The following is a 24,298-nucleotide window of genomic DNA, read 5'->3' as shown; positions in this document are numbered from 1 at the left end:
TAATTTTCGGAGGTGCAATATGCGTAAAACTAAAATTGTATGTACTATAGGTCCTGCTAGTGAAAGTATTGAAAAATTAGAGCAATTAATCGAAGCAGGTATGAACGTTGCTCGTTTAAACTTCTCTCATGGTAGCCATGAAGAACACGGCGCTCGTATTAAAAACATTCGTGAAGCTTCAAAGAAAACTGGTAAAACAGTTGGTATCTTACTTGATACAAAAGGTCCAGAAATCCGTACTCACGACTTCGTAGACGGACAAGCTGAGCTTGTAACAGGTGCAGAAGTAGTTATTTCTACTGAGCAAGTATTAGGTACTGCAGAGAAGTTCTCTGTATCTTATGCTGGTCTTTATGACGATGTAAACCCAGGTTCTCGCATTCTAATCGATGACGGTCTTATCGAGCTAGAAGTAATCGAAAAAGCTGACGGAAACATCCGTACAAAAGTTCTTAACAGCGGAACTGTAAAAAATAAAAAAGGTGTTAACGTACCAAACGTAAGCATTAAGCTTCCTGGTATCACTGAAAAAGACGTAAAAGATATCATCTTCGGTATCGAGCAAAAAGTTGATTTCATCGCAGCTTCATTCGTACGTAAAGCAGCTGACGTATTAGAAATCCGTGAATTATTAGAAGAGCATAACGCTCAATACATCCAAATCGTACCAAAAATCGAAAACCAAGAGGGTATCGACAACATCGATTCAATCTTAGAAGTTTCTGACGGTTTAATGGTAGCTCGTGGTGATATGGGTGTAGAAATTCCACCAGAAGAAGTACCATTAGTACAAAAACGTCTAATCAAAAAATGTAACGTGTTAGGTAAACCAGTTATTACTGCAACACAAATGTTAGATTCTATGCAACGTAACCCACGTCCAACTCGTGCGGAAGCAAGTGACGTAGCTAACGCAATCTTCGATGGTACAGACGCAATCATGCTTTCAGGTGAAACAGCTGCTGGACAATACCCAGTAGAAGCAGTAACAATGATGGCTAACATTGCAGTACGTGTTGAAAAATCATTACAATATGAAGATATGTTCAAAAAACGTATTAAAGAGTTCACTCCAACAATTACAGATGCAATTAGCCAATCTGTTGCGCATACAGCACTTGCTCTTGATGTAGCTGCAATCGTAGCTCCAACAGAAAGTGGATATACTGCGAAAATGATCTCTAAATACCGTCCAAAATCTCCAATCGTAGCTGTAACATCTGACGAGCAAGTAGGACGTCGTCTTGCACTTGTTTGGGGTGTACAAGCATTTATGGCTGAGAAGCGCGCAGCTTCTACTGACGAAATGTTAGATACAGCGATTCAAACAGGTATGGATGCAGGTCTAATCGGACTTGGAGACACTGTAGTAATCACTGCTGGTGTTCCGGTTGCTGAAACTGGTACAACAAACTTAATGAAAATCCACGTTGTTGGTGAAGAAGTTGCTAAAGGACAAGGGATCGGTCGTAAAGCTGCAAAAGGTAAAGTAGTTGTAGCGAAAACAGCTGCTGAAGCTGTAGCAAACGTAAACGAAGGTGATATCCTTGTTACAACAAGCACTGATAAAGATATGATTCCTGCAATTGAAAAAGCTGCTGCTCTAGTTGTAGAAGAAGGCGGCCTAACAAGCCATGCGGCTGTTGTAGGTGTATCAATCGGTATTCCTGTTATCGTTGGTGTAAACGGCGTAACAGCAACTTTAAAAAATGGCCAAGAAGTAACAGTTGATGCAGCACGCGGAATTGTTTATAATGGACATGCGGAAGTGCTATAAGTAATACGGAGAGAAGGATCGGAGTCCTTCTCTTTTTTTTACACAAAAATGAGGTGAAACTAGCTTAAAACGTCTGAAATTACTTTTAAAAGCTATTTATTATGAAGTTTGATGGGAAAGTGCGTTTGGCTTTTATATGCTGTATATGGACGTTGTGAGGGTGTTTAAAGTGATGGGATATGAAAGGAGTGTAGAACTATGAAGTGGTTACTATTCTTGTTTATATTAATACCGGCTATTGAGATTACAGTCTTAATTGGATCGAGTCATGTAATAGGTTTGTGGTCTACGTTCGCTATGATCGTATTTACAGGTGTTGTAGGTGTATATTTGGCGAAAAGACAAGGGTTTAAAGTACTTGGAGAGATTCAATCTAAGTTGAATAGAGGAGAAATGCCAGGAGCGGCGGTTTTAGATGGTATTTTTATCTTTGTAGGAGGTATTCTTTTGGTGCTTCCTGGATATGTAACGGATATAATAGGTTTCATCTTTGTTGTCCCTATGACGAGGGCTTTATTGAAGCCGTTTGTTATGAAGTGGATGGAATGGAAGTTTAGAAAAAACTCAACTATTATTGTGCAGAAATAGTGCTTAGATTATAGCGATCTAAGCACTATTTTTTTGTCTGTAAAAGGATGAGAGAGTGGTTAAAGTTCAGTTAATGAAAGATGTGTTTTAATATGCGGTGAATGTGACGGTTGATAATCGATGGGGATAGGATCCTTGTAGATTAAAGTTTTACTTTGTTGTATTTGTTGTGTATTTTTTCGATTGGATATGTGATTTGGGAGTTATTAGCTCTGAATCAGTGTGTTTAAAGTGGGAATCTGAACTTAAGATTGTTTTTGTATGTAAAAAAGAATGAATTGGAATGAAAAAAGTTAAATAAGAATAGGTAAATGGTCAGTTTAAGTCTCATTCTATGCCGATTTGTATATTTATTCATTTACATAAAAAGTAATAAATGTAAGCAATAATTATAAATTAAATAGAATAAATATGTAAAAATACCACGAAATATGCGTTTTTTATGCGAAAAACAAGAGAATTATCCTGTTTTTAGGGTAATTCTCTTGTTGTGTGTAATGAGTATGAAAAATAAGTACAAGGAATAATCAGTGGGGAATTTCCACTGATTATATGTAAGTTTTTGGTTGTGTATGAATTAGAAACTATTATTTTGAAGGTGAGCCTTTAATATATTTCCACAAATCATGGAATACACGAGCTTTGTGTAATGTATTAAGTAGTACTAAGGTGACTGGACCGATGATTAATCCTAAGAAGCCAAAGAGCTTAAAGCCGACAAATAGAGCAATCAGTGTTGCTAATGGATCAAGGCCGATATTAGATGAAAGTACCTTTGGCTCCATAATTTGCCTTTGGACAATCACGACGATGTATAAAATGAGAAGACCGATGGCGAAAGCAGTGTCGCCAGTGAAAAATACGTATATAACCCAAGGAACGAAGACAGCTCCTGTTCCTAAATACGGGAGTAAATCTACAACCCCTGTAATAATCGCGATAGTAATGGCGTATGGTACGCGTAATATTAAAAGTCCGATTAGTACAATAACAGTTGTCATAGATACGAGTGTAAGTTGTGCTTTAACAAAACCGAATAAAGCTTTTCTTAAATCCACAAAAATAGTTTTTCCATAGCCATGAACACGGTTGGGCAAAAACTTTCTTACTTTCTGAGCAAGACGATGCCAATCGTAACTAATGAAGAAAGTGGCTAATAAAACAAATACAAGTACAGTTAAAGTAGTTGGTAGTGCACTAATGAAATTTGTTAACCCGCTTATAATAGCGGTTAAAAGTTCTTTCATTTGCGTCGTTGCTTCGGTTCCTAAGTTTTGAATGTTTTGTGTAATCGTATAGCGCTGCGGTTCCCCAAGATGATTAAATTTAGAGATTAAATCATCGTAGAGAGGCATAATATGATTAAGTGCAAACTGCTGAGCGAATGCAACGATATCCGGAAATTTTACTGTAACAAGTTGTAGTAAGTATGTTGTAGCAGATATTGCTTCTGTTACAAGGTATGTAACGAGTCCGACGATAGCTCCAAATACGAGAATTAAGCTAACGAGTACTGCGAGTGCGCGGGGAAATTGTAGTTTTTGATTAAGAAAATTGACGACAGGATTAATCAAATAAGCAAATGCGAAAGCGATAATAAAAGGATAGATAAGTCCTGACATATATAGTAATGCATAGAACCCGGCTACCGTAGCTACAATGACAAATACGAGTCGCAATATCATATATAGTAAGTTTCGATTCAAAGATGTATACCTCCCATTCCAATTTGGATTATCCTAATTCGTTCAACTTATAACGAGTGTACCCCACTGATTAAAGTTTCACTTTATGTTATAGTGGAATGATGGATTTTTCCTGCTTTTTCAGTATGTGAGTGACTGTGAAAGCTTGCTGTTGATGCTTCTACTATATGGTAAAAACTTCATTTTCTCTTCTTTTTATTTTACCTGTTTCTAATTAGAAAAGAAAGGAGAGACGCCCGTTTTTTAAAATGTATACATGCTTACATTTGGATGGTGAAAGTCTCAGTTTTTCATTTTAAAATGCATAAAAAAATGAAGTGATTCATGTTGGATAGGCATCGATATAGCATGTATAACGATAGGTTTAAAGGTATTTTGGTTTGGAAATGAGTTCATTATTTTCAGAAAGGAAGTGCAAACATGATTAGTCAGTCAACGTTATTTTTATTCATACTACTTATTATAGGACTTATTGCGAAAAACCAATCGCTTACTGTAGCTATTGGTGTGTTATTTCTATTGAAATTTACGTTTCTAGGAGATAAAGTCTTCCCTTATCTACAAACGAAAGGGATTAACCTCGGTGTTACGGTTATTACAATAGCAGTACTCGTACCGATTGCAACGGGGGAAATAGGTTTTAAACAACTTGGGGAAGCAGCGAAATCGTATTATGCATGGATTGCTTTAGCTTCAGGGGTAGCAGTTGCTCTGTTAGCGAAAGGTGGCGTACAATTATTAACGACAGATCCTCATATTACAACTGCACTCGTTTTCGGGACAATTATAGCAGTTGCTTTATTTAATGGGGTCGCTGTAGGTCCATTAATTGGGGCTGGAATTGCCTATGCAGTTATGAACATTATACAGATGTTTAAATAAAGAATTTTATAGTAATATAAAATTTTTGAATTCTTTCTGTTCACAAAAGTCAGATAATTGTTTATAATAGGATTAGAAACTTTGAAAAGTTACATAACAGCAGAGACTTTACACCAGATAAAATAAAAACAACATAAAACAATTTTATAATGATATTGCTTTATGTTGTTTTTATCATAAAACTCTTCGGAATTCATTTTCCTCACTAACTTGTTGTTTTGAGCGTGAGGATTCGGGGAGACATTCACGCTCATGCTTTCCATGTAAACAATGGACAATAAGAGGGGAACATCGCAACAAATTTGCATGATCGTGCATTTTGCTTGCCTAAAGAGTGAACGGGCGTTCATAATTCAAAAGGGAAGCAAATAGATATAAGGAGCAAGGTTGGGAGAATTTTCAGGAAAAGGAGAGAATGTCATGACTGTTATTCGAGGTTTAGAAGGGGTAGTAGCAACAACATCATCTGTGAGCTCTATTATTGATGATACATTAACTTATGTTGGGTATAATATTGATGATTTAGCTGAGAATGCTACATTTGAAGAAGTAGTGTACTTATTATGGCATCGCAAGCTTCCTAACGAGCAAGAACTAGCGAAATTTAAGGAGATTGTATCGGAATACTATAAAGTTCCAGGTGAGATTTTAGCATATTTGAAACAAGTAGATTTAAAAATCGCACATCCGATGTCTGTTTTACGAACTGCAATTTCCATGCTATCATTATACGATGAGAGCGCTGAAATTATGGATGAAAAGTCCAATTATTTGAAAGCGGTTAAATTACAGGCTCAAGTGGGAACTTTAGTTGCTGCTTACGCAAGAATCCGTAAAGGCTTAGATGTTGTTGAGCCTAGAAATGATTTATCATTAGCTGCAAACTTCTTGTACATGTTAAATGATCGCGAGCCAAATGAAGTTGAAATTGAAGCTTTTGATAAGGCACTTGTACTTCACGCAGATCATGAGTTAAACGCTTCTACATTTACTGCACGCGTTTGTGTAGCTACACTTTCAGATGTATATTCTGGCATTACAGCAGCAATCGGTGCGTTAAAAGGTCCTCTTCACGGCGGGGCAAATGAAAATGTAATGAAGATGTTAACTGAAATTGGCGAAGAAGAAAATGTAGAATCATATATTCATAATGCTCTTCAAAATAAAGTGAAAATTATGGGCTTTGGCCACCGTGTATATGAGCATGGTGATCCACGTGCAAAACATTTACGCGAAATGTCTAAGAGATTATGCGTGCTTTTAGGAGAAGAGAAATGGTATAATATGTCTATCAAAATTGAAGACATTGTAACAAAAGAAAAAGGTCTTCCACCAAATGTTGATTTCTATTCAGCTTCTGTATACCATTGTTTAGGAATTGACCATGACTTATTTACACCTATTTTTGCAATTAGCCGTATGTCAGGCTGGTTAGCTCATATTCTAGAACAATATGAAAATAACCGTTTAATCCGTCCGCGTGCTGATTATAATGGACCAACACATCAAGTGTATGTTCCAATTGCACAACGATAAGCGAATAACACTATTTTGATAGTGAAAATACGCTTTCAAAAGTCTGATTTTTTCGGAAAGATGTAATGATTAGAATATTTTAATTTGACTAACGGTTTGAACTGAGGGGTTATTCCCTCAGTTTCATACATATGAAATTTCAAACATGGGGGTTATCACATTGACGACAGGTGAAAAAATTACTGTAACTAATGGTGTTATGAATGTACCAAACAATCCGATTATTCCATTTATCGAAGGAGATGGAATTGGTCCTGATATTTGGGCAGCTGCATCTCGTGTACTAGAAGCAGCAGTTGAAAAAGCTTATGATGGTGAGAAGAAAATCGTTTGGAAAGAAGTGCTTGCAGGGGAAAAAGCATTCAACCAAACAGGCGAGTGGTTACCAGAAGAAACTTTAAATTTAATTCGTGAATATTTAATCGCGATTAAAGGTCCACTTACAACTCCAGTTGGCGGTGGTATTCGTTCTCTAAACGTAGCACTTCGTCAAGAATTAGATTTATATGTATGTCTACGTCCAGTTCGTTATTTTGAAGGTGTTCCTTCACCTGTAAAACGTCCGGAAGATACTGATATGGTTATTTTCCGTGAAAATACAGAAGACATTTATGCTGGAATTGAATATGCGCAAGGATCTCCAGAAGCAGAAAAAGTTCTTGCTTTCTTAAAAGAAGCAATGGGTGTTAATAAAATCCGCTTCCCAGAAACATCTGGTATTGGTATTAAACCAATCTCAGAAGAAGGGACAAAGCGTCTTGTTCGTGCTGCAATTCAATATGCAATTAACGAAAAACGCTCTTCTGTTACATTAGTTCATAAAGGAAACATTATGAAATTTACAGAAGGTGCTTTCAAAAACTGGGGTTACGAAGTAGCGGAACAAGAATTCGGCGACAAAGTATTTACTTGGGCTGAATATGATCGTATCGTTGAGAAAGATGGTAAAGATGCAGCGAATAAAGCGATGGCAGACGCTGAAGTGGCTGGAAAAATCATCGTAAAAGATTCTATTGCAGACATCTTCTTACAACAAATTTTAACTCGTCCACGTGAGTTCGATGTTGTTGCAACAATGAACTTAAACGGAGACTACATCTCTGATGCACTTGCTGCACAAGTAGGTGGAATTGGTATTGCACCTGGTGCAAACATTAACTATGTAACTGGACATGCTATCTTTGAAGCTACGCACGGTACAGCTCCAAAATATGCAGGTTTAGATAAAGTAAACCCATCTTCAGTTCTTCTTTCTGGTGTATTATTATTAGAACACTTAGGATGGAACGAAGCTGCGAAATTAGTAACTGCTTCTGTTGAGAAAACAATTGCTTCAAAAGTAGTAACTTATGATTTCGCACGCTTAATGGAAGGTGCAACAGAAGTGAAATGTTCTGAGTTCGCTAATGAACTTATTAAAAACATGGATGTAGCGATAATCAAAAACGCATAATTAAAGCGGGGGGTAAATTATGACAATCAAACGCAAGAAAGTTTCAGTCATCGGTGCAGGATTTACAGGAGCAACAACAGCATTCTTATTAGCACAAAAAGAACTTGCAGATGTTGTATTAGTGGACATTCCACAGCTGGAAAATCCAACAAAAGGGAAAGCGTTAGATATGTTAGAAGCGAGCCCAGTACAAGGTTTTGATGCTAACATTATTGGAACATCTGATTACGCAGATACTGCTGATTCTGACGTTGTTGTGATTACAGCAGGTATTGCACGTAAGCCTGGTATGAGCCGTGATGATTTAGTAGCAACAAACTCCAAAATTATGAAAAGTATTACGCGCGACATTGCAAAACATTCACCAAATGCGATTATTGTTGTATTAACAAATCCAGTTGATGCAATGACATATTCTGTATTTAAAGAAGCTGGATTCCCGAAAGAGCGTGTTATCGGTCAATCGGGCGTATTAGATACAGCTCGTTTCCGTACATTCATCGCACAAGAATTAAATCTTTCTGTGAAAGACATTACAGGATTTGTTCTTGGTGGACACGGTGACGATATGGTACCTCTTGTACGTTATTCATATGCAGGTGGCATTCCGTTAGAAACGTTAATTCCGAAAGAGCGTTTAGAAGCAATCGTAGAACGTACCCGTAAAGGTGGCGGCGAGATTGTAGGCTTATTAGGAAACGGTAGTGCATATTACGCACCAGCTGCTTCTTTAGTTGAAATGACAGAAGCAATCTTAAAAGATCAACGCCGTGTATTACCGGCTATTGCGTACCTTGAAGGTGAATACGGTTATAGTGACCTTTACTTAGGGGTACCAGTAATTCTAGGTGGTAACGGAATTGAAAAAATTATTGAATTAGAACTTCTTGCAGATGAAAAAGAAGCGTTAGATCGCTCTGTAGAATCTGTACGTAATGTTATGAAGGTTCTTGTTTAATCATTAAATATAAGTAGAAAAAGATTCGGGGCCCCGAATCTTTTTCTACTATTTATACAAATGTTTTTTTGAAATAACATGAAAACGCTATCATTTGTAATATCCTATAATGAAACTGTAGATTTATACTATACATTGCCCTCATCATAGTAAATGTCGGATCAAGTATCGCTTTTAGTAGGATAATAAGGTGAAAAAATCGGAGGGGGTTGTAACATGTTAAAGAAAAAAGTTCAAATTGGTCGTAAAATGGATGAAATTACAGTAGGAGAGAAATTATCTATCACTGAAAAAATTGAGGATAAAGATTTGTTATTGTACTTAGGGTTAACGAATGATGCCAATCCATTATATATTCAGCATGATTACGCATCCCAAACTCCGTATGAAAAGCCGATTGTACCAAGCATTATGCTAACTGGAATGATTACAACGGCAGTTACGAAATATTTACCAGGTCCAGGTAGTCATATTACGAGAAAGGACCTTACGTTCGTGAAGCATGTTCACCATTATGAAACGTTACAAATCCACTTTGAAGTTGTGGCTGTTTCTGAGGAGGAACATACAATTGATATGCTTGTATCTGCTCATGATGAAAAAGGGGATACTGTTGTGAAAGGCTCATTAACAGTAACGCCACCTTACAAATCAGTCTCTATTATGGAAAAAGCATTAGATAATTTTTAAAACATGAAAATGTGAATAGCGCTAGCATACCTTTTATAAGGAGCTAGCGCTATTTTTAGTTGAAGAATCCTTGTGTGAATCCTTCGGCGAAATCAGAACAACCTGTTTTAATCGTGTCCCAGCTTGGGGCGTTGAATGTAAGAATGCACGTTACTATTAAAGATAGAATAGGTAGCACTAGTCGCATAATAGAGTCTCCTTATCTTTTATATTAGGATTTTCGGATTAACAATATTTACTATATAGTGATTTGATAATTAAAGTCAATTGAAGGAGTGGTTTTTTAAGATGAGATGGAAGAGAGAAGACGTTATCTTTGAAACGATGAGAGAGGCTGAAGTGTGGGCAGACGGGATCGCGAATGAAATGTATGGAAGAGTATTTGGTGGATATGAAACGCGGGACTATAAAATAGCGTATGCTCTTTCGCTTTTTCTAGCGCAAAATCAAGAATTCAATATTCATACAGAAGTAGAATGGAATGAAAATATAGATGTATATAAAGTATGGATAACAACACGTTAATTGGAGTGAATGAGTAATAACAATAGAACAATCCGAATCCATGAATAGACAATTATATTGAGAGGGACCTTGTTTTCTAGTATGATGAGAATAACGGGGAAAATACTAGGATGAAGAAGGTTTCAAGTCTATAACTTGGAGGAAAAGAATGAACAATCGTATTTTAGTAGTTGATGATGAGGAGTTTATCTTAACTTTAATCGAATTTAATTTACAACAAGCTGGTTTTGAAGTGATAACAGCGATGGATGGAGAAATGGCGCTTCAAAAAGCGACAACAGAACGTCCAGATTTAATTATATTAGATTTAATGCTTCCAAAAATGGATGGTATGGAAGTATGTAAAGAATTACGATTGCAGCGCGTTATGACGCCGATTTTAATGTTGACAGCAAAAGATGATGAGTTTGATAAGGTGCTAGGTCTTGAACTTGGGGCGGATGATTATATGACGAAGCCATTTAGCCCAAGGGAAGTTGTTGCGCGTGTGAAGGCGATTTTACGCCGTACGAAATTACAACAAGAAGAGCAAGTTACAGAATCGTCAGATGAAGAGAGCATTACAATTGCTGAACTTAAAATTTTACCGGAGTTTTATGAGGCTTATTTCCAAGGAAGAAAGCTTGAATTAACACCAAAAGAATTTGAACTACTTGTTTATCTTGCGAAAAATAAAAGTCGCGTATTAACGCGTGATCAATTATTAAGTGCTGTATGGAATTATGATTTCGCTGGTGATACACGAATTGTTGACGTTCATATTAGCCATTTGCGCGATAAAATTGAACAAAATACGAAAAAACCGACGTACATTAAAACGATACGTGGTTTAGGATATAAATTAGAGGAGCCAAAAGGGGATGAATAAATTTCGTTCCAGGCTTCTTTTTACATTTGTTTCTCTTATTGTTTTTATTTTAGTCGGACTCGGTTTATTGCTGGAAACCGTGTTTGAAAACTATTATATAGATCATGCGAAAGAGAGAATGGTAAAAGAGACAGAGTATGTTGCGGTATTAGCAGAAGAACAAGGTTTTGATGATGTTTTAAAAAATCCATATATATTTAAAAAGCTAGAAGAAAAAATTCAGGCTTCTATTGCCTTTGTAGATGAGAAAAAGAAAGTTCAATATAGCGGGGGAGAACCGTCTGCTTTTAGCCAAGGGATAATAAAAGAACTTTCCTCTGAAACAACGAAACAAAGAAATAAAGTCATTACGAAAGAAACAGATCAAAATAATGAATTTTACCATGCGGTGTTCGTGCAAGATGTAGCAGGGAAACAAGGATACATTTTGGTGAAGAGCACAATTGAGCCTTTGAAAGACGTTCATCAAAAAACGTGGGGATTATTAATTATCGGATTTGTTATTGCGTGTCTTGTAGTCGTATTTTTAGGTATGAAAATTACAGGGCAATATATTAGGCCGATTGAGTCCGTTACGAAAGTTGCCATCGAATTAGCGAAGGGTAATTATAAAGCACGCGCTTATGAAAGTCATTCGGATGAAACGGGAATGTTAAGTAAAGCGATTAATATTTTAGCTCGTAATTTACAAGAGATGACACTTGAGCAAGAAATGCAACAAGATCGTCTGCATACGTTAATTGAAAATATGGGAAGTGGAATGATTTTAATTGATAGCCGCGGTTATATCAACCTTGTAAACCGTTCGTATAAGGAAACTTTCCACGTCACAGATGAAGAATATTTAAATCGTTTATATTATGAGTCGTTTCATCATCCGGAAATTATAGAGCTTGTGGAAGAAATCTTTATGACAGAAGTGAAAGTGCGCAAACAAATGTTATTGCCACTTGGAATTGAGCGAAAGCATTTCGAGGTATATGGAGCACCGATTATCGGGACGAACCATGAATGGAAAGGGATTGTCCTTGTATTCCATGACATTACTGAGCTGAAAAAGTTAGAACAAATGAGAAAAGACTTTTTAGCGAATGTTTCCCATGAACTAAAAACGCCGATTACTTCTATTAAAGGTTTTTCAGAAACACTTTTAGACGGTGCTATGGATAATAAAAAATTCTGCGAACATTTCTTGCACATTATTTTAAAAGAAAGTGAACGTATGCAAGGATTAATTGAAGATTTATTAGATTTATCAAAGATTGAGCAACAAGGATTTAAATTGAATATGGGTACCGTTGATATGAAGGGACTTCTTGAAGATATTCATATGGTGCTTGATAATAAAGCGGGAGAAAAAGAAATCTCTTTACAAGTAAATGCATTAAAACGTGTCTCTGTCATTGGAGATCCAAGTCGTTTGCAGCAAATCTTTATTAATTTAATGAATAACGCAATCGTATATACACCGGCTGGAGGCGTTGTTTCTGTAGAATTAGCAGAAGATAAATATAATGCTTATATAAAAGTATCGGATACTGGAATTGGTATTAGTAAAGATGAAATTCCGCGTATTTTCGAACGCTTTTACCGAGTTGATAAAGCGAGAAGTAGAAATACTGGTGGTACAGGTCTTGGATTATCAATCGTAAAGCATTTAGTCGAGGCCCATCACGGTACGATTACAGTGGATAGTGAAGTAGGAGAAGGGACAACGTTTACAGTTGTTTTACCAAAATCAGCAACTGAAAAATAGGATGAAGGATGTTTACAATATATTAACAATGGCTTAATTAAATATTAATAAAGCTCTGTTAATATAATACATGAAAACCCCTTCATCCAAGGAGTAATTTGGGACGAGAATAGTTAAGCTATTCTCGTCACTTCCCTTTATGCCAATATAAGTCTGTTTTATATATGAAAGAAAATAACCGTTATTTTTCTTCTCTCTATTAGTCATGTTAATATAGAGAGAGGAAAGAAACGGTTTTTTTCTGTGAAAAAAATCATTTCAAATTTGTATGGGGAGGTTTCTGATTTGGAAAAAAAGGTCGTATTAGTAGATGGTAATAATATCGCGTATCGTGCTTTCTTTGCACTACCGCTTTTAAATAACGACAAAGGTATACATACGAACGCAATTTACGGTTTTACAATGATGTTAATGAGAATATTAGAGGAAGAAAAACCGACGCATATGTTAGTAGCATTTGATGCTGGGAAAACGACATTCCGTCATAAAACATATAGTGAGTATAAAGGAGGACGTCAAAAGACTCCGCCTGAGTTATCAGAGCAATTCCCATTTATTCGTGAGATGCTTGATGCATTCAATGTACCGCGTTATGAATTAGAAAATTATGAAGCGGATGACATTATGGGAACGCTAGCGAAAGAAGCGAGTGAACAAGGAGCTAGTGTAAAAGTTATTTCAGGAGATAAAGACTTACTTCAACTTGTTTCTGATAACACGCTTGTATGTATTCCTCGAAAAGGGATTACGGAAGTAGACGAATATACGAAAGAAGCTTTATTTGAAAAATACAGCTTATCACCAAAGCAAATTATCGATATGAAAGGTTTAATGGGAGACCAATCAGATAATATTCCAGGTGTACCAGGAGTTGGTGAAAAAACTGCGATTAAATTGTTAACACAGTTTGGAACGGTTGAAGAAGTGTATGAAAATATAGATCAAGTAAGCGGGAAGAAATTAAAAGAAAAGCTGGAAGCAAATAAAGACCAAGCTCTTATGAGTAAAGATCTTGCAACCATTATTACAGACGCGCCGATTACAGTGCATGTGGATGATATGGAGTATAAAGGGTATGAAGCAAGTGATGTCATTCCAATGTTCGAGAATTTAGGATTCACATCTCTTTTAAATAAATTAGGTGTTACGCCAGAAGAAACGGCTCCAGCTGAATTAGATGATATTACATTTGATATTGTGGAAGAAGTTACAGAAGAAATGCTTCAACAAGATAGTGCGCTTATCGTTGAAGTACAAGAAGATAATTATCATAAAGCAGATATTCAAGGTTTCGGTATTCAAAATGAAAACGGATGTTACTTTATTCAGACAGACATTGCACTTAAATCAGATGCTTTTAAAGAGTGGCTTGCAGATGGAGAAATGAGAAAGTATACATTTGATGCGAAGCGTGCGATCGTTGCGCTGAAATGGAACGGTATAGATATGCAAGGGATTGACTTTGATCTATTAATCGCTGCTTACTTACTTGATCCGGCTGATACAGATAAAGATTTCCGTACTGTAGCGAAAATGAAAGAAACGCATGCTGTGAAATCTGATGAAGAAGTTTACGGAAAAGGTGCGAAGCGTGCTGTTCCAGAGTTAGAGATAGTAGCGGAGCATGTAGCTCGTAAAGTGCATGTATTATATGATGTGAAGCAAACATTCGTTGAAGAGTTAGAAAAGAATGAGCAATATGAACTGTTTACAGAGTTAGAATTACCACTTGCACGTGTATTAGCTGATATGGAAGTAAAAGGTGTAAAAGTTGATACAGAACGTCTTCGTAATATGGGAGAAGAACTTGCAGGTAGATTAAAGGAAATGGAACAGGAAATTTATAAGCTGGCGGGAACAGAATTTAATATTAATTCACCGAAGCAGCTTGGTGTGATTCTGTTTGAGAACTTAAACTTACCGGTTATTAAGAAGACGAAAACAGGTTATTCTACGTCAGCTGATGTACTAGACAAGCTGATGGATCACCATGAAATTATTCCAAACATTTTACATTACCGTCAATTAGGGAAACTAAATTCAACTTATATTGAAGGGTTATTAAAAGTTGTACATGAAGATTCATCTAAAATCCATACTCGTTTCAATCAAGTATTAACGCAAACAGGCCGATTAAGTTCAACGGATCCAAACTTACAAAATATCCCGATTCGACTAGAAGAAGGAAGAAAGATTCGTCAGGCATTCGTTCCATCAGAAGAAGGATGGATTATGTACGCGGCAGATTATTCACAAATTGAACTTCGTGTATTAGCTCATATTGCCAATGATAAAGGGCTAGTTGAAGCGTTCCAACATGATATGGATATTCATACAAAAACAGCTATGGATGTATTTGGCGTTGAAAAAGATGAAGTAACTTCAAATATGAGACGACAAGCGAAAGCTGTTAACTTCGGAATTGTGTATGGTATTAGTGATTATGGTCTTTCACAAAACTTAGGAATTACAAGAAAAGCAGCAGCGGAATTTATTGAAAAGTATTTAGAAAGTTTCCCTGGTGTACAAGAATACATGGATGACATCGTAAAAGATGCGAAACAAAAAGGATATGTAGCTACATTATTAAATCGCCGCCGTTACATTCCGGAAATTACGAGTCGTAATTTTAACTTGCGTAGCTTTGCTGAGCGTACAGCTATGAATACACCAATTCAAGGTACTGCAGCAGATATTATTAAAAAAGCGATGATTATTATGGCAGATCGTTTAGAAGAAGAAGGATTACAAGCGCGTCTTCTATTGCAAGTACACGATGAATTAATATTTGAAGCACCAAAAGAAGAAATTGAAAAATTAGAGAAGCTTGTACCAGAAGTAATGGAGCATGCAATTGAACTCGCAGTTCCGTTGAAAGTTGATTATTCTTACGGTCCAACTTGGTACGACGCAAAATAAGGAAGTGATGAAATGCCTGAATTACCAGAGGTTGAAAACGTCAGACGGACACTTGAAAATCTTGTAACAGGAAAAACGATTGAAGATGTTATTGTTACTTATCCCAAAATCGTGAAACGACCGGATGATGCAGAAATCTTTAAAGAAATGCTAAAAGGCGAGACGATTGAAAATATAAAGCGAAGGGGAAAGTTTTTGCTTTTATATGTAACAAATTATGTCATTGTTTCACATTTGCGTATGGAAGGTAAGTTTTTACTGCATCAAGAGGATGAGCCAATTGATAAGCATACGCACGTCCGTTTCTTATTTACAGATGGAACTGAATTACATTATAAAGATGTGAGAAAGTTTGGTACGATGCATCTCTTTAAAAAAGGTGAGGAAATGAATCAAATGCCTCTTGCTGACTTAGGTCCGGAGCCATTTGATGCTGAATTGACACCACAGTATTTACAAGAGAGATTGCAAAAGACAAAGCGTAAAATAAAAGTTGTATTATTAGACCAGCGTCTTTTAGTAGGACTTGGAAATATATATGTAGATGAAGTTTTATTCCGTTCTCAAATTCATCCAGAACGAGAAGCATCATCTTTAACAGCAGAAGAAATTGAGCGAATTTATGAGGCGACTGTTACAACGTTAGGCGAAGCAGTGAAGCGTGGCGGAAGTACAATTCGAACGTATATCAACTCACAAGGGCAAATTGGCTCATTCCAAGAACTGCTAAATGTATATGGAAAAAAAGGAGAACCGTGTGTGACTTGCGGTACGATATTAGAAAAAACAGTTGTTGGTGGAAGAGGAACGCATTACTGCCCAATTTGTCAGCCAAGAATATAGAAAAGAGATAACATCGGATAGGCATTTGTCATATACATACAGCAGAGCTATGTATAAGGGAGGAGCTTACCGATGTACCTTTATTTATCTCTTATTTTATTAGCTTTTACATTAAGCTTAGATAGCTGTAGTGTAGGGCTAACATATGGTTTAAGAAGCGTAAGAATTCCACTAAGATCAATTGTAATTATCGGAATGTGTTCAGCCGCTGTTATGCTTGTTTCAATGGGAATTGGACATATGATCGCGAAAGTATTTTCACCTGTTATCGCAACGCGTATCGGTGGGCTTGTTCTTATTGGAATAGGAATTTGGGTATTATACCAATTTTTCCGAAGTGAGAAAAGAGAAGAACCGAAGCAAGAGGAGAAGGTATGGAAATTAGAGATTGCCTCGCTTGGGTTAGTCATTCAAATTTTACGGAAACCGACTGTAGCAGATTTCGATAAATCAGGCACCATTTCTGCAGGAGAAGCGTTACTTCTTGGTATCGCTCTTTCTGTAGATTCATTTGGTGCTGGAATTGGTGCATCTTTATTAGGGTATGCACCCGCTATGATGGCGATATTAGTTGCAGTGATGAGTTCTTTGTTTTTATTTATTGGAATGAAACTTGGAACGGTTTTATCAAATATGAAATGGTTGCAAAAATTTACATTCCTGCCTGGGGTATTACTCATTATTATTGGAATTTGGAAAATGTAAGTACGGGCGTGGAACATTAGTTTCGCGCCTTTTATTATGAGGAGGATTATATGATGACAGTAGTAATTGGATTAACGGGAGGTATTGCAAGCGGAAAAAGTACAGTATCTCAAATGTTTCGCGAGCTAAATATACCAGTTATTGATGCAGATATTATTGCACGAGAAGTTGTAGAACGAGGAAAGCCAGCATATAACAAAATTGTAGAAGTGTTTGGAACGGAAGTATTACAAGAAGATGGGGAACTGGATCGGCCGAAATTAGGAAGTGTCGTTTTTTATAATGAAGAGAAACGATTGCAGTTAAACAAAATTGTTCATCCTGCAGTGCGTGAGGAAATGAATAGGCAAAAGGAAATGTACATAAAAGAAGGTATGCAAGCGGTTGTGTTAGATATTCCTCTCTTATTTGAAAGTAAATTAACAAGTCTCGTTGACCGCGTTTTAGTTGTAGCAGTTAAGCCACGTACGCAATTAGAACGTTTAATGAAGCGAAATAATTTTTCAGAAGAAGAAGCAACAGCTCGTATTCAATCTCAAATGCCGTTAGAAGAAAAAGTGAAACGTGCAGATGAAGTGATAAATAATGATGGCACAATTATGGGAACGAAAACACAATTGGAGGTCATTTTAAAGAATTGGAACATTATTGACTAAAAAATTGTGAAATTAATGAAAATGCTTAGTGACATATCTCCTTTTTGTGTTATACTATTATTGGGATTGGAGATAAATAGTATAACGCATTCAAGGGGGATAACATATTATGACTCGTGTGGCAATTAATGGATTTGGACGTATTGGGAGAATGGTATTTCGTCAGGCAATAAAAGAAAGCGCATTCGAAATTGTAGCAATCAATGCAAGCTATCCATCTGAAACGTTAGCACATTTAATTAAATATGATACAGTTCACGGCAAGTTTGACGGAACAGTAGAAGCATTTGAAGATCACTTATTAGTTGATGGGAAAATGATTCGCCTTTTAAACAACCGCGATCCAAAGGAATTGCCTTGGACAGATTTAGGTGTTGAAGTTGTAATTGAAGCAACTGGTAAATTTAATTCAAAAGAAAAAGCAATTCTTCACGTTGAAGCTGGAGCGAAAAAAGTTATTTTAACAGCGCCTGGTAAAAATGAAGATGTAACAATTGTAGTAGGTGTGAACGAAGACCAATTAGATATTACAAAACATACTGTTATTTCAAATGCATCTTGTACAACAAACTGTTTAGCGCCTGTTGTGAAGGTGTTAGATGAGCAGTTTGGAATTGAAAACGGTTTAATGACGACAGTTCACGCTTATACAAATGACCAAAAAAATATTGATAACCCACATAAAGATTTAAGAAGAGCACGTGCTTGCGGACAATCAATTATTCCGACAACGACAGGTGCTGCGAAAGCGCTAGCAAAAGTTCTTCCACATTTAAATGGAAAACTTCATGGTATGGCACTTCGTGTACCAACACCAAACGTGTCTCTTGTTGACTTAGTAGTAGATGTAAAACGTGATGTAACAGTTGAAGCTATTAACGATGCATTCAAAACTGTTGCAAACGGTGCGTTAAAAGGCATTGTAGAATTCAGCGAAGAGCCTTTAGTATCTATTGACTTTAATACAAATACACACTCAGCTATTATCGATGGTTTATCTACAATGGTAATGGGTGATCGTAAAGTAAAAGTACTTGCTTGGTATGATAACGAGTGGGGCTACTCTCGTCGTGTTGTAGATCTTGTAACGTTAGTTGTGGATGAATTAGCGAAACAAGAAAATGTGCAACATATTTAAGTGAATAAGGAGAGGGCAAGTGAATATTTGCCCTCTTTTTTTTATTTTTTTCTGAAAAGGAAAAAAATTATATAAGTATATTTTTAGAAGTGGACATACCACGAAGTGTTGGGATTACTGCATTCGTGAATCATTTATTTTTTTTAGGGAAAAGTAAAGAGGAAAATATGACAGAAAATCGAAAAAACTGTTGTTGCAAAATGAAAATAAACAAAGTATACTAACACTCGTAAACTTAAGAGCTGAGGTACGTAGTCACTACTTAAAGGGTTAGGACCTCTCTGGACTAACTTTCCCCCGTGGTAGTGGAGCAAGCCAAATTGCAAATTAGTTTTCAATTCGAACAGTTAGAATAAATTTACAAGGGGGAACTGTAGAATGGATACTATGGATACGATGGGTCGTCACGTGATCGCTGAACTTTGGGATTGCGATTTCGACAAGCTTAATGACATGCCGTATATTGAACAATTATTTGTGGATGCAGCACTAAGAGCTGGTGCTGAAGTGCGTGAGGTTGCTTTCCATAAATTTGCACCACAAGGTGTAAGTGGAGTAGTAATTATCTCGGAATCACATTTAACAATTCATAGCTTTCCGGAGCACGGTTACGCAAGTATTGATGTTTATACTTGTGGGGATCGTATTGATCCAAATGTTGCTGCAGAATATATTGCAGAAGGTTTAAACGCGAAAACGCGTGAGAGCATCGAGCTTCCTCGAGGCACTGGTAGCTTCGAAATTAAGCAGAGAGAAACAAAAGCTCTTTAAAAAAGAACATAATTGATTTAAAATGTAAAGAGGTGTATAATGCACCTCTTTTTTAGTTTATAAAAAAGGGAAAATATAACGTACTCGTTAGTTAAATAAATGGAGCTCTTACGAATGAGTTAACGCCCTATCTACTATCTTATTTTTGAAAACGAGATGATAACCTAATGCGTTTAAACTTAAAGTGGTAAGAGAGTTAAAATGAGTTATATAATAATGTATATATATTGTCAGATGAAGTAAGTAGAGAAAAAATAAAGAGTATAGTGTAAAGGAGTGAATATATTGCGTTGTCCATCCTGTTCTCATAATGGTACAAGAGTGTTAGATTCGCGTCCGGTAGACGAGGGGCGCTCTATTCGAAGAAGGAGAGAGTGTGAAAGCTGTTTAAGCCGCTTTACGACATTTGAAAGAGTGGAAGAGTCACCTCTTATCGTTGTAAAAAAAGAAGGAACACGAGAAGAGTTTAATAAAGAAAAGATTTTACGTGGCTTAATTAAAGCGTGCGAAAAAAGACCAGTATCTTTAAGACAATTAGAAGAAGTAACTCAAAGTGTGGAACGTGAACTTCGTAATTTAGGTATATCAGAAGTGAAGAGTGATATGATTGGTGAAATTGTTATGGAAGAACTGCGTGATATCGATGATGTTGCTTACGTGCGTTTTGCTTCTGTATATCGCCAATTTAAAGATTTAAATGTATTTATTGAAGAATTAAAAGATATACTGCAAAAAGAAAGAGAGTAGCATCTGTATCGTATTCTCTTTACATACCGTAAGTAATGAGATAAGAGAGCTAGAAGCGAAAGCTAATAGCTCTTTTTCGCTAATAAATTATATAGTGAAGATTGGATGAGAGAAAGGAAAGCAAGAATGGAAAAACAGTCATGGATGGAGCTATTGCCGATTGATCGTTATAAAGTAAGTGCGAAAGGGTTACTGCATAATTACGACCGAAAAGTGTTAACGATGTTATATCAGCCGTTAATAGGTAGTAGAGCTTTTAGCTTGTACATGACGCTATGGGGAGAGTTAGAACAAGATCGTGTGTTTGGAAAAGAGAATACGCATCATTCCCTTATGGTGACCATGCAAATGCAACTTCCCGAAGTGTATGAAGAACGAGTAAAGTTAGAGGCAATTGGGCTTTTGAAAGTATATATTAAGAAAGAAAAAGATATTCGAATGTTTATATATGAGCTGCAACCACCTTTATCTCCGAAGCAGTTTTTTGATGATATTGTTTTAAGTATCTTTTTATACAATCGATTGAGTCGGACAAAATATAATCAAGTAAAACAATATTTCTTAGAAGAAGAATTTGATTTTGTATCGTATGAAAATGTTACGCGTTCTTTTAATGATGTGTTTGGTTCGTTTAATCCAGGACAGCTTGAGCATGCGCAAGAAGACCTTCGTATTCCAAAAACGACAGCTATGCCAAGTAATGAAAAGGGAGACGCTCCAAAAGTTTGGAATGATTTCTTTGATTTCTCTTTATTTGTAGATGGCTTATCCGCTCTTGTCCCTAAAAAGGCGATTACAGATCAAGTGCGAGAATGTGTCATTACGCTTGCTTACGTGTATGATGTAGATGTGTTATCGATGCAAAATATCGTTCTTGGTGCGGTGACAGAGATGCAGACAATTGATATCGAAAGGCTTAGAAAAGGAGCACGTGATTGGTATCAGTTCGAAAACGGCCAAGCGTTACCTGTATTAAGTGAAAGAGTACAGCCTCACGCTGCACGTATGATGAAAGAAAAAGAGCCTTCATCGCAAGAAGAGATGTTAATCAAACAGTTAGAGGAAATCTCACCAAAACAACTATTGAAAGAAATCTCTGGCGGTGCAGAGGCAACGAAGGCTGACTTGCAAATCGTTGAAGATGTAATGATGAATCAAAAGTTAACACCAGGTGTTGTGAATGTACTTATTTATTACGTTATGCTACGCTCAGATATGAAACTTGCGAAAACGTATGTGGAGAAGATTGCTGGACATTGGGCACGTAAAAAGGTCGGTACAGTAGCTGAAGCGATGGCATTAGCGAAAGAAGAAAATCGTCAATATCAAGAATGGGCTGAGACGAAGAAGAAAGGTCGTACGTCGAAGAAAACAGTACGAAAAGAAATGGTACCAGATTGGCTGAAAGAAGAGCCGAAAGAACAAGAGAAAGAAACTGTGAAAAAAGATGTAAATGCTGAAAAAGGTGCAAGTACGTTAGAGGACGAACGAAAACGATTAGAAGAAGTGTTAAAAAAATATAAGCGTGATTAATAGAAGAGAATGAACGCTCTTTGAGGTGAGAAAATGGAGCATATTCAAAATTCATTTGCAAAGTTAATGGAAAATGAAAATTTTAAAAATAGATATGAAGTATTAAAGGCGGAAGTAATGGCACATCCGCGTGTGAAAGAATTTATAGACGAACATAAAGGGGAAGTAACAACGTCTATGATTGAACGCAGTCTTGTGAAATTATACGAATATATTGGACAAAGTGTAGGTTGCGCGGATTGTCCGGATCTAGGTTCGTGTAAAAACATGCTGCAAGGATATGAGCCAAAGCTCGTTATCCAAGGGAAGATGATTGATATTCAATATGATCGTTGCGTTAGAAAAGTAGCATATGACGAGAGGAAGAAATATGAAAAGCTCGTTCAAAGTGTATATATGCCAACTGATATTTTACAAGCAACGATGGAAAATTTAGACCCTTCAGATTTAGATGCGCGTATTGATGCAATTGGTGCAGCTAATGAGTTTTTAAGTACATATGAACCTGGTAAAAAAGTACAAGGTTTATATTTGTACGGTAAATTTGGTGTAGGGAAAACGTATTTGTTAGGAGCAATTGCGAATGAGCTTGCTCGAAAGAAAATAAGTTCGATGCTTGTATACTTCCCTGAATTTCTACGTGAAATTAAAAGTTCGATTCAAGATAATTCGATTGGGGAAAAGATTGATGCAGTAAAACGCGTACAAGTTTTAATGTTAGATGATATTGGAGCAGAAGCGATGTCAAGCTTTGTACGTGATGATGTACTTGGTGCAATTTTGCAATTCCGTATGTTAGAAAACTTACCGACGTTCTTTACGTCTAACTTTGATTTTAAACAGCTAGAACATCATTTAACATATACGCAGCGCGGTGAAGCGGAAGAAATGAAAGCAGCTCGTATTATGGAGCGAATTAAATATTTAGCGAAACCAATTCCGATTGGCGGGAAAAACCGTCGTCATAAGTAAAGAGTAAGCTGAGAAGCTTGCTCTTTTTTGTAGTTAAACGCTTTTTAAAGTAGCCGAATTATAAAATGAAAAGTTCGTATTGAAAATTCCTAGTAGCTTGTATCATTTTTTTCTCCCTCCCTTAATATATATAAAATTAGCAAGCCATATCGAGTGGATTTTCTAACGATAAGAAATGTAATTCTACTAAGAGTGAACTTTCACGCGGGACGGACTCTTATAGGATTTGTAACGTATAGATACAGTCCTTTAGAGCAGGGATAAAAGGGGGGACAAAAGTGATTGAAATTTGCTTCGAAGAAAAAAATGATGCTATGCACGTATATAGACAACTACTGAAAAGAGCGGAACTGTTATATAAGGAAACGAGTGTGTATTTACAGGAACAAAAAGTGGTGATTCACATACCAGTATGTGAATCAAATTATATTGAAAAGATTTTATTGCCAGTAATGGTATATTTCATTGTGAATGTGAAACAAAATGAGTGGATATATACAATCTTAAAAGAGAAGTTTTTTTATGAAGAAGAGGAAGAGTGCCATCAAATATTGCATATGGCACAAGAGATTTTAAAAGGAAGAAGAAAAGGAATTGCTCGTGAATTAACACGTCACACATTTGAATCATATATTAAATCCTCTTTAAATAACTGGCTTTGTGATCCACTTTCATTCTCGTTTTCATCATATGTTCGTTTTCGTCTTCGTACATATAGGGAAATGGTAGCTAAGCTTGCTGAAGTGGCGATTGATGAGTATAAGTTGGAACAAGAATATCAAATGTTTATTGAAACGCTTCGGCAGCAAGTTCGTAGCCGGAAATCACGTTTGTCATGTGTACATCTTATTTTTGATGAAAGTTTTATTTTCTATGATGATAAAGGTAGACGTTTAAAACAAGAGAAATTGGTTCAATATATAGATGAAGACTTATTAAAACAAAAGGATGTATATATTGATACGAAAGTAATTGCACCACTTCTTTCTATTTCGCCGAAAAAAATTTATTTATATACGAAAGAACAAGACCATAATATGATTATTACTTTGCGAAATGTATTTCAAGAACGGGTACAATTACATGGATTACATGAGTTTGAGCGCAATGTGAAAAATTTAAAAAATAAAGGTAACGCCCTTGATTTTCTAAGTTTTTGAGCATATAATTACCTACATAAATGAAATATATTGAAATGTCATGATGAGGACATGAGTAGTTTTCTACGATTTTCAGAGAGGGAAGCCTTAGGGTGTGAGCTTCCTAGTACGGGAT

The 24,298-nt window shown here is 36.3% G+C and carries 22 protein-coding genes and 1 other annotated feature (1 of these 23 running past the window's edge); of the genes, 20 read left to right on the top strand and 2 right to left on the bottom strand.

Annotation, left to right across the window (positions count from 1 at the left end; translation table 11 throughout):
* Positions 1-19 precede the first annotated feature (19 nt).
* A complete protein-coding gene (gene pyk / locus BGI23_RS22230) occupies positions 20-1,777 on the top strand; it encodes a pyruvate kinase (protein ID WP_001232661.1) in 1,758 nt (585 codons plus the stop codon).
* Positions 1,778-1,975: 198 nt separating this feature from the next.
* A complete protein-coding gene (locus BGI23_RS22225; RefSeq protein WP_000871625.1) occupies positions 1,976-2,365 on the top strand; it encodes an FxsA family protein in 390 nt (129 codons plus the stop codon).
* A gap of 587 nt (positions 2,366-2,952) precedes the next feature.
* Here BGI23_RS22225 and ytvI read toward each other — a convergent pair.
* Positions 2,953-4,071 carry a sporulation integral membrane protein YtvI gene (gene ytvI, locus BGI23_RS22220; protein WP_001081397.1) on the bottom strand — a complete coding sequence of 373 codons (1,119 nt, stop codon included), beginning with the start codon at positions 4,069-4,071 and terminating at the stop codon, positions 2,953-2,955.
* 420 nt (positions 4,072-4,491) lie between these two features.
* On the opposite strand from ytvI, the gene BGI23_RS22215 reads away from it, so the two are divergent.
* From BGI23_RS22215 to BGI23_RS22190, 5 genes are all read left to right on the top strand, one after another.
* Positions 4,492-4,953, top strand: coding sequence for a DUF441 domain-containing protein (locus BGI23_RS22215; protein ID WP_000625506.1), 462 nt, complete (start codon positions 4,492-4,494; stop codon positions 4,951-4,953).
* Positions 4,954-5,340: 387 nt separating this feature from the next.
* On the top strand, positions 5,341-6,489 hold the full coding sequence (gene citZ, locus BGI23_RS22205; RefSeq protein ID WP_138321022.1) for a citrate synthase: 1,149 nt from the start codon (positions 5,341-5,343) through the stop codon (positions 6,487-6,489).
* Positions 6,490-6,649: 160 nt separating this feature from the next.
* Complete coding sequence (gene icd, locus BGI23_RS22200; protein WP_000206898.1) at positions 6,650-7,942, top strand: NADP-dependent isocitrate dehydrogenase; 1,293 nt, start codon at positions 6,650-6,652, stop codon at positions 7,940-7,942.
* 19 nt (positions 7,943-7,961) lie between these two features.
* Positions 7,962-8,900, top strand: coding sequence for a malate dehydrogenase (gene mdh / locus BGI23_RS22195; protein WP_000153232.1), 939 nt, complete (start codon positions 7,962-7,964; stop codon positions 8,898-8,900).
* Between the two features lie 216 nt (positions 8,901-9,116).
* Positions 9,117-9,590 carry a MaoC family dehydratase gene (locus BGI23_RS22190; protein ID WP_000914178.1) on the top strand — a complete coding sequence of 158 codons (474 nt, stop codon included), beginning with the start codon at positions 9,117-9,119 and terminating at the stop codon, positions 9,588-9,590.
* Positions 9,591-9,645: 55 nt separating this feature from the next.
* Here BGI23_RS22190 and BGI23_RS28785 read toward each other — a convergent pair whose 3' ends face one another.
* Positions 9,646-9,777 carry a hypothetical protein gene (locus tag BGI23_RS28785; RefSeq protein ID WP_001241581.1) on the bottom strand — a complete coding sequence of 44 codons (132 nt, stop codon included), beginning with the start codon at positions 9,775-9,777 and terminating at the stop codon, positions 9,646-9,648.
* Positions 9,778-9,878: 101 nt separating this feature from the next.
* Here BGI23_RS28785 and BGI23_RS22185 point away from each other — a divergent pair, with 101 nt between their 5' ends.
* From BGI23_RS22185 to ytxC, 13 genes are all read left to right on the top strand, one after another.
* A complete protein-coding gene (locus tag BGI23_RS22185; protein ID WP_070806939.1) occupies positions 9,879-10,115 on the top strand; it encodes a hypothetical protein in 237 nt (78 codons plus the stop codon).
* Positions 10,116-10,263: 148 nt separating this feature from the next.
* Entirely contained in the window at positions 10,264-10,983 is a 720-nt protein-coding gene (gene phoP / locus BGI23_RS22180) for a two-component system response regulator PhoP (protein ID WP_001065225.1), read from the top strand.
* Entirely contained in the window at positions 10,976-12,739 is a 1,764-nt protein-coding gene (gene phoR / locus BGI23_RS22175; protein WP_070806938.1) for a sensory box histidine kinase PhoR, read from the top strand. Before phoP ends, phoR begins: the two co-directional genes overlap by 8 nt.
* 285 nt (positions 12,740-13,024) lie before the next feature.
* Entirely contained in the window at positions 13,025-15,658 is a 2,634-nt protein-coding gene (gene polA, locus BGI23_RS22170) for a DNA polymerase I (RefSeq protein ID WP_000412811.1), read from the top strand.
* 12 nt (positions 15,659-15,670) lie between these two features.
* Positions 15,671-16,501, top strand: a complete 831-nt coding sequence (gene mutM / locus BGI23_RS22165) for a DNA-formamidopyrimidine glycosylase (protein WP_044790627.1) — start codon at positions 15,671-15,673, stop codon at positions 16,499-16,501.
* A 72-nt stretch (positions 16,502-16,573) separates the two neighbouring features.
* Positions 16,574-17,206 carry a sporulation membrane protein YtaF gene (gene ytaF / locus BGI23_RS22160; protein ID WP_070806937.1) on the top strand — a complete coding sequence of 211 codons (633 nt, stop codon included), beginning with the start codon at positions 16,574-16,576 and terminating at the stop codon, positions 17,204-17,206.
* 53 nt (positions 17,207-17,259) lie between these two features.
* On the top strand, positions 17,260-17,862 hold the full coding sequence (gene coaE, locus BGI23_RS22155) for a dephospho-CoA kinase (protein ID WP_070806936.1): 603 nt from the start codon (positions 17,260-17,262) through the stop codon (positions 17,860-17,862).
* A 109-nt stretch (positions 17,863-17,971) separates the two neighbouring features.
* Positions 17,972-19,000 carry a glyceraldehyde-3-phosphate dehydrogenase gene (locus BGI23_RS22150; protein ID WP_000198972.1) on the top strand — a complete coding sequence of 343 codons (1,029 nt, stop codon included), beginning with the start codon at positions 17,972-17,974 and terminating at the stop codon, positions 18,998-19,000.
* A 387-nt stretch (positions 19,001-19,387) separates the two neighbouring features.
* A complete protein-coding gene (gene speD / locus BGI23_RS22145; RefSeq protein WP_002003660.1) occupies positions 19,388-19,771 on the top strand; it encodes an adenosylmethionine decarboxylase in 384 nt (127 codons plus the stop codon).
* A gap of 285 nt (positions 19,772-20,056) precedes the next feature.
* Positions 20,057-20,518: a transcriptional regulator NrdR gene (gene nrdR, locus BGI23_RS22140; protein ID WP_001203687.1), complete on the top strand. Its 462-nt coding sequence runs from the start codon at positions 20,057-20,059 to the stop codon at positions 20,516-20,518.
* Between the two features lie 126 nt (positions 20,519-20,644).
* Positions 20,645-22,051 carry a replication initiation and membrane attachment family protein gene (locus tag BGI23_RS22135; protein ID WP_000415053.1) on the top strand — a complete coding sequence of 469 codons (1,407 nt, stop codon included), beginning with the start codon at positions 20,645-20,647 and terminating at the stop codon, positions 22,049-22,051.
* 33 nt (positions 22,052-22,084) lie between these two features.
* Positions 22,085-23,023, top strand: a complete 939-nt coding sequence (gene dnaI / locus BGI23_RS22130) for a primosomal protein DnaI (RefSeq protein ID WP_000400101.1) — start codon at positions 22,085-22,087, stop codon at positions 23,021-23,023.
* A gap of 278 nt (positions 23,024-23,301) precedes the next feature.
* Entirely contained in the window at positions 23,302-24,183 is an 882-nt protein-coding gene (gene ytxC, locus BGI23_RS22125) for a putative sporulation protein YtxC (protein ID WP_000569618.1), read from the top strand.
* A 31-nt stretch (positions 24,184-24,214) separates the two neighbouring features.
* Positions 24,215-24,298 (top strand) — a binding site (T-box leader) (it continues 145 nt past the right edge of the window).

The sequence above is a fragment of the Bacillus sp. ABP14 genome (genome assembly GCF_001831375.1).
In the GTDB taxonomy this organism is placed as follows: Bacteria; Bacillota; Bacilli; order Bacillales; family Bacillaceae_G; genus Bacillus_A; species Bacillus_A paranthracis.
Note: the sequence above shows the minus strand (reverse complement) of the source record. Positions and strands in the feature narration are given on the sequence as shown.